Origin of the sequence: Saliphagus infecundisoli (assembly GCF_020177375.1) — an archaeon.
GTDB classification, from domain to species: domain Archaea; phylum Halobacteriota; class Halobacteria; order Halobacteriales; family Natrialbaceae; genus Saliphagus; species Saliphagus infecundisoli.
Window position 1 is genome coordinate 490,433 of the sequence record NZ_JAIWHV010000001.1, and the last position, 12,589, is coordinate 503,021.

9 protein-coding genes are annotated in these 12,589 nt (G+C 67.4%); 2 read left to right on the forward strand and 7 right to left on the reverse strand.

Annotated elements, in window-relative coordinates:
- Window positions 1-41: 41 nt before the first annotated feature.
- Window positions 42-1,883 carry a S9 family peptidase gene (locus tag LCF40_RS02760; protein ID WP_224827256.1) on the reverse strand — a complete coding sequence of 614 codons (1,842 nt, stop codon included), beginning with the start codon at window positions 1,881-1,883 and terminating at the stop codon, window positions 42-44.
- A 116-nt stretch (window positions 1,884-1,999) separates the two neighbouring features.
- On the opposite strand from LCF40_RS02760, the gene LCF40_RS02765 reads away from it, so the two are divergent.
- Window positions 2,000-2,332, forward strand: coding sequence for a hypothetical protein (locus LCF40_RS02765; RefSeq protein WP_224827257.1), 333 nt, complete (start codon window positions 2,000-2,002; stop codon window positions 2,330-2,332).
- Here LCF40_RS02765 and folP read toward each other — a convergent pair.
- The 5 genes from folP to LCF40_RS02790 form a co-directional block, all read right to left on the reverse strand.
- Window positions 2,316-4,799, reverse strand: coding sequence for a dihydropteroate synthase (gene folP, locus LCF40_RS02770; protein ID WP_224827258.1), 2,484 nt, complete (start codon window positions 4,797-4,799; stop codon window positions 2,316-2,318). The genes LCF40_RS02765 and folP overlap by 17 nt on opposite strands.
- A gap of 73 nt (window positions 4,800-4,872) precedes the next feature.
- Window positions 4,873-8,100 carry a carbamoyl-phosphate synthase large subunit gene (carB, locus tag LCF40_RS02775; protein WP_224827259.1) on the reverse strand — a complete coding sequence of 1,076 codons (3,228 nt, stop codon included), beginning with the start codon at window positions 8,098-8,100 and terminating at the stop codon, window positions 4,873-4,875.
- A 159-nt stretch (window positions 8,101-8,259) separates the two neighbouring features.
- Entirely contained in the window at window positions 8,260-8,790 is a 531-nt protein-coding gene (locus LCF40_RS02780; RefSeq protein WP_224827260.1) for a DUF5815 family protein, read from the reverse strand.
- Between the two features lie 39 nt (window positions 8,791-8,829).
- Window positions 8,830-9,639 (reverse strand): DUF7847 domain-containing protein, encoded by an 810-nt coding sequence (locus LCF40_RS02785; RefSeq protein WP_224827261.1) that lies wholly within the window; start codon window positions 9,637-9,639, stop codon window positions 8,830-8,832.
- Between the two features lies 1 nt (window position 9,640).
- Window positions 9,641-10,048, reverse strand: coding sequence for a DUF7124 domain-containing protein (locus LCF40_RS02790; protein WP_224827262.1), 408 nt, complete (start codon window positions 10,046-10,048; stop codon window positions 9,641-9,643).
- A 221-nt stretch (window positions 10,049-10,269) separates the two neighbouring features.
- On the opposite strand from LCF40_RS02790, the gene LCF40_RS02795 reads away from it, so the two are divergent.
- Window positions 10,270-11,145 carry a DUF7537 family lipoprotein gene (locus LCF40_RS02795; RefSeq protein WP_425504224.1) on the forward strand — a complete coding sequence of 292 codons (876 nt, stop codon included), beginning with the start codon at window positions 10,270-10,272 and terminating at the stop codon, window positions 11,143-11,145.
- Window positions 11,146-11,222: 77 nt separating this feature from the next.
- Here LCF40_RS02795 and LCF40_RS02800 read toward each other — a convergent pair whose 3' ends face one another.
- Entirely contained in the window at window positions 11,223-12,464 is a 1,242-nt protein-coding gene (locus tag LCF40_RS02800) for an NAD(P)/FAD-dependent oxidoreductase (RefSeq protein ID WP_114575802.1), read from the reverse strand.
- Window positions 12,465-12,589 lie beyond the last annotated feature (125 nt).

Sequence of the window (12,589 nt, forward strand, 5' to 3'; positions counted from 1 at the left end):
CCATCGAGCACGTTCCGTTCCCGATTCGCCGCTGGGGACGCTCAGACGTGTTCGGCCAGGAACTCCGCGATCGCCGAGTAGGCCTCGATGCGGTTCTCGAGCTTCGAGAAGCCGTGGCCCTCGTCCTCGAAGATCAGTTTCCGGACGGGGACGCCCTGTTCGCGGGCCCGTTCGACGATCCGTTCGGCCTCGCCGACGGGGACTCGGGGATCGTTCGCGCCGTGGAGGACGAACAGCGGCGCCTCGATCGACTCGATGTTGTTCGTCGGCGAGATCGACTCGAGGAACTCGCGGTCCTCCTCTAGGGAACCGTACTCGGCCTCCCGGAGCGCGCGGCGCCAGTCGCCGGTGTTCTCGAGGAAGGTGACGAAGTTCGCGATGCCGACGATGTCGACGCCGGCCGCCCAGAGGTCGGGGTATTCGGTGAGGGCGGCGAGCACCATAAACCCGCCGTAGGAGCCCCCCATCGCGACGATCCGTTCTTCGTCGACGTCGGGCCGGTCGGCCAGCCACCCGACGCAGGCCTCGATGTCGGCCACGGAGTCCATCCGGTTTTCGACGTCGTCCAGGCTCGCGTACTCGCTTCCGTACCCCGACGATCCCCGGACGTTCGGTTCGAAGTAGGCGTAGCCCCGGTCGACGAAGTACTGTTTGATCGACGAGAAGGAGGGACGGCGCTGGCCTTCGGGGCCACCGTGGATGTCGACGATCACCGGGATCTCGCCGTCGTTCCCGTCGTCACCCTCGGCTTCGCCGCCGTCGGGCAACGTGAGAAATCCGGGGATCTCGAGCCCGTCGAAGCTCTCGACGTGGACCAGTTCGGACTCGTCGAAGGTCTCGGTGGGGATCCCCGCCGTCGGCGCGGCGGTCCAGCGTTCGGCCTCGCCGCTTTCGATGTCGACGACGAAGACGTTCGTGTTGACCGCATCGCCGGCCGTAGACAGCGCGAACCGCTCGGCGTCGGGGCCGAAACTCACCCCGCCGGAGACCCCGCCCGGAAGCTCCGGTTCAGGGAGCGTCTCGTAGGCCGTCGGCTCGTCGCCCGCGAGTTCGCCGACGGTCAACTCGGTGTAGCCATCGACGTTTCGCGAGTAGACCAGGCGGCCGGTCTCGTCGTCGAGTGCGATCCCGTCGACGTTCCACTCGCCGCCGCCCTTGACCGTCTGCAGCTCTCTCGTCTCGCGGGCCCCGCACTCGAGGTAGGCCAGGTAGAGCGTGTCGCTGTCGCCGTGGTCGGTGACGAGATAGATCCCCTCGCCGTCGGGCGCCCAGCACGCGCTTTGATACCGGACGTCGCCCTCGTGGGGCGTGAGGTGCGTACGCTCGCCGGTCTCGACGTCGAGCACGGAGAGATCCTGGTCGAAGTTCGAGTACGACTGCGTGACCAGCAGCCGGGAGTCGTCGGGGCTCCAGCCCGACAGCGAGAGCCAGCCGTCGCCCTCGCAGACGAGTTCCGCGTCGTCGCCCGCCTCCTCGCGGCCCTGGACGTAGACGTCGAACACTGACTCGTCGCGGCGGTTGGAGGTAAAGGCGAAGCGGTCGCCGTCGTGGCTCCAGCCGCCCCAGCGGTGTTTGGCGTCGGTCATCGCCGTCCACTCGTCGATCTCGCCGCTCTCGGTATCGAGGCGGTAGAGCTGGGCGCGCTCGTTGCCGCCCTCGTCCATCCCGAAGGCGAGTTCGGGCCGCTCGGGCGAGAAGGAGGCGAAGGTGATCCGCTCGTCGTAGAACGTGCGCTGTTCGGGCCACTCCCGGGGCCCGTCCAGCGTCCAGATCTGGGGGACGCCGGTCGTGTCCATCAGGAACGCCAGGCGGTCGCCCTCGGGACCGACGGAGGCGCCGTAGGCGCTGCGGACGTTCAGGTAGCGCTCGATATCGTAGCTCACACCGGTCCCGTCTCGACCGACCGGCTAATGGGTTTGGATCGCGGAAGTCGGCGGTAGGCCCCGCCTACAGCCCGTCGCTTCCGGATAACAAAGCCGCTCGGGATCTCCCGGTCGCCATGGACGACGCCCTCGAGTCGGACGGGGAGCCGATCGGGACCGGGACCGTGCTGGCGGTCATCGCGGCCACGATGATCGGGTTCGCTGCCGTCGTCGCGGTCCTCGCCGTCGGCGTCCTCGACGACGAGACGACTGGACTCCCCGAGATCAGGGACGACGGCACCGGCGGCGACGGGATCCCGAACGCCGATCCCACCGGTTTCGAAGGCGAGACGAACGCCTCCGAGGACAGTCGGGTGAACCCCGACGGCGCCGGAAACGGCTCGACGATCGACCGCAGGAGTCCGGTCTCCCCCGGACTCGACCCGTCCCGGGTCAGCGGTCGGTCCTGAACGCCGCCCCCTCGCGGGTCGCCAGTGCGGTCCTGACCGCGGCGACGTTCTCTGGGACGTCGTGGACCCGGACGATGTCGGCGCCCCGGTCGGCGGCGAGCGCGGTCGCGGCGACGGTCGCCACACCCCGGTCGTCGGGGCCACAGCCCGCCCGCTCGAACATCGACTTGTGAGAGTGACCGACGAGGATCGGACAGCCCAGCGCCCGGAACTCCCCCAGTCGGTCGAGGAGTTCGAAGCTCTCCGCGGCCGATTTCCCGAACCCGATCCCGGGATCGACGACGATCCGCTCGCGGTCGAGGCCCGCCTTCTCGGCGAGCAGGATCCGTTCGCGGAGCTCGTCGATGGCGTCCCCGACCACGTCGTCGTACTCGATCGTCTTTCCCGGAACGACCGGGGCGTCGATGCTGTGCATGACGATCAGGGGCACGTCGTGGTCGGCCGCGACGAAGCGCATCCGGGGATCCTCGAGCCCCGAGACGTCGTTGATGACGTTGGCGCCGGCGCCGACTGCGGCCTCGGCGACGGCCGCCTTCCGGGTGTCGACGGAGACCGTCGCCCGATCGCCGATCCCCTCGATCACCGGGACGACCCGCTCGATCTCCTCGTCGACGGACACGGGATCGGCCCCCGGCCGGGTCGACTCGCCGCCGACGTCGATCACGTCCGCGCCGGCTTCGACCATCGCCTCCGCGCGGGCGAGGGCGTCCTCGCGGGTCTCGTACTCGCCGCCGTCGTGGAAGCTGTCGGGGGTCGTGTTCAGGATCCCCATTACGGCCGTCCCCTCCCCCTCCCAGGGGTAGCCGGAGGCGGAACTCCGGTTCGAAACCGAACCGGGGTTTTCCGCCACCGTCGCCCGGACCTCGCGGGCGATCTCGCCCAGTCCGTGGGGCTCGGATTGGAGGGCAGCCACGAGGGCCGAGAGTTCCGAGTCGGTTCCCATCAGGACGACGTCGACGAGCTCGTCGTCCCGTTCGAACCCGGAGATCGCACACTCGCCCCCGAGACGCGCAAGCTCCCGCTCGAGGGTCGTCGCCTGGCGGTACTGGACCCGGGTCGTGAGGACCCGATGGATAGCGCTCTCGGTCGCCCGCTCGACCCCCGCCTCGGAGACGCTCGCGGATTCGAGGACGGTGTGGGCCTCCTCGCGATTTCGGACCCGTTTCGGGGTCGTCGTGTGCGTGTACCGCCGTCGGGCCTCCGCGACGGCGAACAGCGAGCCGGTGACGACCACGGCGTCGCCCTCGTCGGCGTCGTCGAGCGCGCCGGCGAGCGCGTCCGCGACCGCCGACTGCTCTGCGATACGGCCGGCGTCGACCCCCGCCCGCTCGAAGACTCGCGCAAGGACCGCCCGATCCTCCGCGCGCGGGAGGTTCGGCTCGCAGGTTCGGACGGAGTCGGGATCGGGAAGCGCCCGCGCCATCCCCCGGTGGTCCTTGTCGTGCATCGCGCCGAAGACGAGGTGGAGATCGTCGTACGCGAAGCCCCCGAGGGTCTCGGCGACGCGCTCGCAGGCGCCGGGGTTGTGGGCGCCGTCGAGGACCACGAGGGGGTCGGTGTCGATCACCTCGAACCGGCCGGGCCAGTGGGCGTTTCCGAGCCCTCGAGCGATCGTCGATGGGGGGATATCGAGGTCGAGTTCGCCGGCGACCTGGCGGGCGACGACCGCGGCGATGGCGGCGTTTTCGGCCTGGTGGGCGCCCAGCAGGGGCAGGCGGGCATCGACGTCCCAGCCGTCGCCGTCGATCGAGACGGCGGCCTCGACGCGGTTGGTCCGGCCGCCGTAGGCGACGCTCACGTCCCGGTCGCTCCCGCGGCCGACGGTCTCGACGGAGCCCGCGACCTCCCGGAGGGCCTCGAGGACCGATTCCTCATCGACGCCGGTCACCAGGGGCCGCCCGTCGGGGGCGACGTGGGCCTTGTCGCGGGCGATCTCCTCGTGGGTGTCCCCGAGGACGCTCGTGTGCTCCAGGGTGACGCTCGTGACCGCGCTCGCGACCGGGTCGACGACGCTCGTCGCGTCGTACTTGCCGCCGATGCCGACCTCGAGGACGGCGACGTCGACGTCGGTCCGGCCGAAGCGCCAGAGCGCCAGCGCGGTCATCGCCTCGAAAAAGGTCGGCGAGTCGTCCTCCGCGGCCCGGTCGACGGCGTACTCCTCGATTTCCTCGACGAAGTCGGCGACCGCCGACCGGGGGATCTTCCGTCCGTCGACCCGGACCCGCTCGCGGAGGTCCTCTAAGTGTGGCGAGGTGTAGAGTCCCACCGAGAGTCCCGCCTCCCGGAGGACGCGCTCGACCATTCGCGCCGTGCTCCCCTTCCCGTTCGAGCCGGCGATCTGGACGCAGACGAGGTCCTCGTGGGGGTCGCCGAGTTCCTCCAACAGCGCTGCCGTCGAGGCGGTTCCGGGGCTTGGCCGGAAGCGACGCAGATCGAAGAGCAGGTCCGCCGCCTCGTGGTACTCCATATCCGACACAGAGAGCCCGCTCGCTTTAGCGTGTCGGACTCTCCGATCGCTCAGTGAGCGAGGATCCGATCTCTCAGGGAGAGCGGCCCCACTCCGCGCTTCGCTTGGGGCGATCGCTCACCGCCTGGACGTCGATCGGCTCTTCTTTGGCCTCGAGGGCTTCGAGCGCCGCGGCGGCGCTCGCGGGCGTCGAGAAGTAGGTGATCTCCTCCTCGACGGCGACCTCCAGGAGGTCGCGGTCCCGGGAGACGATGAGATCGACCTTCCCCTCGCGGACGGCCCGGACGAGATCGACCTCCTCACAGAGCTCGAAGTGGTCGGTGAAGCCGGCGACCAGCCGGTCGCCTTCTTCGGTGTCGGGGTCGGGGAACTTCCCGTCCGAGAGGTCGATGATCGCCGTCCCGGAGTCGGGGATCGGCTTTCCGGTCGCGTCCTGGGCCTTGTCGTAGGCCTTCCCGAAGCCGTCGGCGCTGCCCATGACCTCCCCGGTCGACTTCATCTCGGGACCCAGACGCGGATCCGAGCCCGGCAGCCGGTCGAAGGGAAGGACGACCTCCTTGATCGAGGTCTGCTCGGGGATCCGCTCGTCGACTCCGAGTTCGTCGATCGACTCGCCGGCCATCACCCGCGCCGCGAGTTTGGCGATCGGGACGCCCGTCGCCTTCGAGATGAACGGCACCGTCCGGGAGGAACGGGGGTTGGCCTCGAGGACGAACACGTCGCCGTCTCTCACCGCGAGTTGGACGTTCAACAGTCCCACGGTGTCGAGGGCGCTCGCGATCTCTTCGGTGACCTCGCGAACGCGCGCGAGAGTGTCCTCCGAGAGCGACCGGGGCGGGATCATACACGCCGAGTCGCCGGAGTGGACGCCCGCGCTCTCGACGTGTTCCATGATCCCGCCGATGAGGACGTCCTCGCCGTCGGCGACGGCGTCGACGTCGAGTTCGACGGCGTCTTCCAGGAACTCGTCCACCAGGATCGGCTTGTCCGGGCTGACGCGGACGGCCTCCTCGATGTAGCGCTCGAGTTCCTCGTCGTCGTAGACGACCTCCATCGCGCGCCCGCCGAGTACGTACGACGGTCTGACGAGCACCGGGTAGCCGATCCCGTGGGCGAGTTCCATCGCCTCGTTCTCGCTGTAGGCGGCCCCGCCATCGGGCTGGGCGATCCCCAACTCGTCCATCAGGGCGTTGAAGCGGTCGCGGTCCTCCGCCAGGTCCATCGCCTCGACGCTCGTTCCCATCACCGCACAGTCGAGGCCGCGACGATCGATCTCGTCCTGGAGGGGTTCGCCGATGTTCACCGAGGTCTGGCCGCCGAACTGGACCATCACGCCGTCGGCGTCCGCGGCCTCGGCGACGTCTGCGACCTCCTCGGCGGTGATCGGCTCGAAGAACAACCCATCCGAGGTGTCGTAGTCCGTCGAGACCGTCTCGGGGTTGTTGTTGACGACGTGGGCGTCGATCCCCTGCTCGCGCAGGGCCTGGACGGCGTGGACCGAACAGTAGTCGAACTCGACGCCCTGGCCGATCCGGATCGGGCCGCCGCCGACGACGATGACGCTCTCGACGTCGCGATCGACCTCGAGTTCGCCCGCCGCGGCCGCCCCCAGCAGCGGCCCGGAGTCGAACTCCGACTTGCGCGCCGAGTAGTAGTACGGCGTCTGGGCGGCGAACTCGCCGGCGCAGGTGTCGACCTGTTTGTACGTGCGTCCGGGGACCTCGCTCTCGACGGTGTCGACGTCCGTCCCCGCAGTGGTTGCGATCGAGGCGTTGGTGTGGCCGGCGATCGCGGCCTCGGTGAAGTCGCCGTCCTGTGCGGCACGGGTCGAGTCGGCGATCCGTTCGAACCGTTCCGCGTACCACTCGAAGATTCCCGACAGCGAGACGACCTTCTCGAGATCGTAGCCCCGCTCGAAGGCCTCGAACATCGCGTACGGCCGGTCGGGCGAGGGACGTTCTAAGTACTGTTCCTCGAGCTCGTCGTCGCTCACGTCGGCCCACTCGACGTCCGGGTCGTACTCCGAGGAGCGAAGCGCCTTCAGCAGCGACTCCTCGAAGGTCCGGCCGATCGCCATCGCCTCGCCGGTGGACTTCATCGCCGTCGTCAGCTCGAAGTCGACGTCCTCGAACTTGTCCTTGGGCCAGCGCGGGACCTTCGTGACGACGTAGTCGATCGCGGGCTCGAACGCGGCCGTGGTCTCGCCCGTGATCTCGTTCGTGATCTCGTGGAGGCGCTTTCCGAGGGCGACCTTCGCGGTGACGCGGGCGATCGGATATCCAGTGGCCTTCGAGGCGAGAGCCGAGGACCGCGAAACCCGGGGGTTGACTTCGACGACCCGGTACTCGCCGCCGGGGGTGCCGTCGTCGCGCCAGGCGAACTGGATGTTACAGCCACCTTGAATCCCGAGTTCGCGGATGACGTCGAGCGCGGCGGTGCGCATCTCCTGGTGGCCCTCGTCGGGGACGATCTGGGAGGGGGTGACGACCGTGGACTCACCGGTGTGGATGCCCATCGGATCGATGTTCTCCATGTTGCAGATGATGATACAGGAGTCGTCCGCGTCGCGCATGACCTCGTACTCGTACTCGACCCAGCCCGCGATGGACTCGGTGATGAGGACCTCGCTGTTCCGGGAGAGACGAAGCCCCTTGCGGACCCGCGAGAGGAGCTCGTCGAACTCGCTTACGACGCCCGACCCCGACCCGCCGAGGGTGTACGTCGTCCGGGCGATGACGGGGAGCCCGCCGACCTCGTCGACGGCCTCCTCGACCCGTTCTTCGAGATCGGCCTCGGTCAGTTCCGACACCGACTCGCCCTCGTCGAGCGAGATGGTCGTCGAGGCGGGAACGGGCTGGCCGATCGACTCCATGCGCTGGCGGAACAGATCACGGTCCTCGGTCGCGTAGATCGTCTCGAGGGGGGTGCCCATGATCTCGACGTCGTACTCCTCCAGGACGCCCTCCTCGGCGAGTTCTGCGGTGACGTTGAGCCCCGTCTGGCCGCCCAGGCCGGCGATGACGCCGTCGGGCTCTTCCTTCCGGATGATCTCCCCGATCGCCTCGGTCGTGATCGGCTCGATGTAGACCCGGTCTGCCATCTCCGGGTCGGTCATGATCGTCGCGGGATTCGAGTTGACTAGCACGACCCGCGCGCCCTCCTCCTGGAGCGCCCGGCAGGCCTGTGCGCCCGAGTAGTCGAACTCCGCTGCCTGTCCGATCTGGATCGGGCCGCTCCCGATGAGCAGGATCGTGCGTCCGTCCGCCGTGGCGTCCCCGTCGCCCTGGATGTCCGCGCTCATTTCTCTGTTCGTCCCGAGTTCGCTCATCGTAATAAGAGCCACGAAACGATACGATTCTCGTAACTCGATTTCGAATTTCGTATGCCAGCCCGCGGTGGACGCCCGGCTCGTGGGATCGATCTCAAGGGAGAGGACGATACCGACGGGCGACGACTGCCTTCAGACCGGGCGATCGTGTTCGCTCTCGAACTCGCGGGCCTCCCGGTACTGATCGACGAACTCGCTTACGTCGAACTCGAGCATCTGGGACTCGAACTCCGAGGCGGCGCCCTCGTCGGCGTGGCTGATCGCGTGCTCCATCAGTTCGACGACGAGTTCGACGACGATCTCGTGGAGCCGGCGGGCGTCGAAGCCGGTCATCCAGAGCACGCTGTAGCCAAGCGACCCGCTCTCGCTCGCGTCGTAGACCGCGACCTCCTCGGGGAACTCCTCCATGACGACGCCCAGCAGGTGGGCGGTGCCGAACTCCTCGAAGTCGTCGTCGGTCTCGATCGTCTCCCGCAGGACCGCCACGAGCGACTCCGGGACGAACCGCGAGGGCGGGTGGACGTCGGTCACGACCGCGTGGCGTTCGCCACAGTCACACGAGTACTCGCGCATCCCGAGGTCGATCGAGCGGGGGTCGACGGTCTCGCCACACGGAAGCTCCAAATCCTCCGCCTCGCCGCCCGGAACGCGGGGTTCGGCCATCGCCGGCGCTTCGGCCGCCGCGCCCATAAGGGCCGCGGCTCAGGGGAGGAGTTCGTCGTCGATCCCCTCCCACTTCGCCTCGCGTTCGGCCCGGTGCTCCTCGACCCGGTCGAAGGCGGCCGCGAGGATCGAGAGCGCGACCAGCCAGCCGACGGCCCCGAACGCGACGTTGACGAGTTCGGCGGCGACGGGGATTCCCCCGACCGCGACCGCGAACAGGGCGCCGACGGTCGTCACCGCGTAGAACGCGAGGACGGTCACGGCGAGGATCGCGAAGACCCGGATGCGGTGTCCCTTCGTCAGCTCGTAGCTCCGGCCCATCGCCTCGACGACCCCGAGGCGATCGGTCGCGATGTAAGGGTGGGTGAACGCGAAGAGGGTCGCGACGACGAGTCCCGGCACGACGAGCGCGGCCAGTCCGATCCCGACGGCGAACAGCCCGACCATCGACGCGGCGACTCCCGAGAGGATCATCCCGACGAGCGCCCCCGCGTCGAGCGGTTCTCGCTCGCGGCCCTCGCCCTCGGTCGGCTCCCCGCCCGGGCCGGCGCGTTCCGAGAGCGCCCGGAAGGCCAGCAGCGAGACGGCGACGAACGAGACCACGCCCGCGAGCCAGACGAGCCAGGCCGCCCCCAGCGAGAGGTCGACCGCGAGGGGCAGCTCTTCTACGAACGCGTCGGTCACGAGCGGGACGTCCGCGATCACGTCGGGCGACTGGGCGGCGAGCTGGCTCTGGGTGCCGACCTGGACGAGGAGGATCACGGCGAACAGCCCGAGCAGGTGCGGGATGAGCCGTCCGCCGAGGCGGTCGAGCCCCTCCGAGATCGAGCCCCCGACGGCGAGGACCATCCTACGGCCAGTCCTCGCGGACGGGTTCGGACTCCGCCTCGTCGCCTCCCTCGCCGGCGAGTTCCCAGCCGGCGGCCTCGGCGGCGTCCTCGAGAGCGAGGTACTCCCAGCCGACCGCCTCGGCCAGGTCCTCGTCATCGGGGCCAGTGCCGACGAAGACGTGGCGGTCGGTATCGAACTGGTCGCCGACGCTCTCCAGGCTCTCCCGTTTCCCGCGCGGGCCCGAGAAGAAGTCCTGGCGGATCCGGTTCTTGCGCGTGAAGTTGGTGACGACGTAGGTGGGTTTCTCCGAGACGACCCCGACGTACGTGCTCCACTGGCGGGCGTCGCCGAAGACGCCCTCCGGGGAGGCCAGTCCCTGGAGCGCCTCGAGCTCGAACGCGAGGATCATGTCACTGCCGCCGTTCATGGCCGATATTGGGGCAGGACGGGGGAAAACGGCTTCGATCGTACCGCCTTAGAACGGTCCCCGCACGCCGTCCGCCACCAGCCCCGTCACGCTCAATATAGGGTGCTTACGTCGCACTTGGTTTTCAACTGGTGGAGTTTCCGTGAACGCAATTTCCTCCAAACACCGATGCTAGTAGTTAATGAGAAGACATTTATCGAATCAGCCCCCACCTATCCCGCGTGTCGCGTCTCGGGATCGTCCTCCTTGTCCTCCTCGTTCTCATGGCAGGTTGTAGTGGCTTCTCGGACGGAAATGGCGCGCCCGACCGCGAGCCGTACGGCGTCGACGAACAGATCAACGCCTCTATCGATGAGGACGAAGAAGAACTCCTTCCCGGGCTCACGACGGAAGGAGTGACGAACACGAACTCACTTCGCGAGGTCCATGAAGAGGCGATCGGAAACCAATCGTATACGATCGAGAGCAAAACCGAATACTTGACCGAAGACGGAAACGAGACAATACGTGAGCAGGTCGAAGTGACGACATACGTTGATCCCGAGGCTGAGGTCATCTATGAGGTTCAAGAGTATTACACTAATGATGGCGAGACGGACGGGTACGTTGGAATCCAACGGAATCAAACCATCAAACAGTGGATTGGAGAGAAAGTCTTCGTCCGGATAGAGTACGAGGACGGGACCATCGAGTACATGCCGGCCCCAAGCGACCCGGTTTCGGTCGAGGACCGCCTCGATCAGACGTCTATACGACTTCTTGATCCGTTACAATACCCCCAGGAGACAACAACTATCGGGGTTGTCGATTCCGAAGAGGGAACCTACTACGTCGTCGAGGACCGCGAAAACCGTTCGAACGAGACTTCGCAGGTGATCGGTGGCCAACTCGAAGAAATCGACGTACGTACGCTCGTTCGCGACGACGGACTCATACGCCAGACCATAGCAGAACGGCTCATCACCCAAAACGACGAGCAGACCACCATTGAGCAGACGATCGAGATCACTGCGATCAACGAGACGACCGTTGAACGGCCCAACTGGGACGACGAGGCCCTCAAGGCTCAATCTCAGAACTCAACACAAAATCGTTAGACTTGCACTTGAAGTGAGCACACGGTACACCGAGTACCCCGTGAAAACAAACCCGAGTGGTTCTATGATGCCCTGGACTAGGACTGTTCTTGAACCGGCGCAAGCTCCTCGAGATCGACGGTCTCGGCGAGCAGGACCTCCTTCTGGTCGGCGACCGACCGCTGTTCGCGCATCAGCTGCTTGAACTTGCTCTGGGGGGCGAGGTCGCCGATGAGGACGCCGCCGACGATCTTGCCGTCCTTGAACGCGACCCGGCGCCACTCGGTGTCGCTGTACTTTCGCTCTGCGTGGTCGTCGCCCAGCGTGGGGTGGCCAAAGGAGAGGAAGGGGAAGTCGAAGTGCGTGATCGAGTACGAGGAGACCCACTCGAAGCCCTCGCTTTCGTCGCCGGCGGCCATGTTGACGCCGGCGATCCGCCCTTGCTCCTTGGCGGAGCCCCACGAGCCGTTCTGGGCGTGTTCGCCGAGCAGAACGTCGTAGAAGCGGGTGATGTCGCCCGCGGCGTACACGTCGTCGAGATTGGTCTGCATGTACTCGTCGACGACGATCCCGTTGTCCATCTCGAGGGGGACGTCGTGGAGGTACTCGGTGTTGAAGTCGAGGCCGATCGCGACGCCCGCGAAGTCACACGGGAAGCGGTCGCCGTCCGGGGCGACCGCGGCGGCGACGCGACCGTCGTCGTCTACCTCGAAGCGATCGACGCCGCTGTCGAAGACGGGTTCGACGCCGACCTCGCGCATGCCCTCGTGCATGATCTCGGCGCCCTCTCCCGAGAGCGCGTAGCGCCACCACCGATCGCCCCGCATGAGGTAGCTGCCGTCGATCCCCTGGGCGCCACAGACGGCGGCGAAGTCGATCCCGAGCAGGCCGGCGCCGACGATCGCCGCCCGGTCTGCGTCCTCGGCGTACTCCTTGATCGCCCGGGCGTCCTGGAACGTCCAGAAGTGGAGGACTCCCTCGGCGTCGCTGTTGTCGACGGGGAGCTGGGTCGGGGTCCCCCCGGTCGCGATCAGGAGCTTGTCGTAGGGAACGTCGGCCCCGTCGTGGACCCGGACGACCTTCCCGTCGGTGTCGACGGTCGTGACGTGGGTGTTCAAGGAGAGCTCGATGTCCCGCTCCTCGTACCACTCCTCGTCGTGGATCGAGATGGGCGCCTCGGGAAGCTTCCCCTTCGCGTGTTCTTTGATCAGGATGCGGTTGTAGAGAGCTTCCCCCTCATCGGTGATGACGGTGATCGACGACTCCGGGTCCTCCTCCCGGAGCGTCTCGGCAGCCGAGCTGCCCGAGATGCCGTCACCGATGATGACGTACTCGGTCATGTACGGTCCGTTCGTAACGAGGGGTAAAGTGGATTGCTATCTCGTCTATTCTCCGCGAACGGTGTACGAACGTCTATCCCCTCCCGGCGGCCGAACCGCTCTTTACGGTGGCGCCCCCAGCCTCA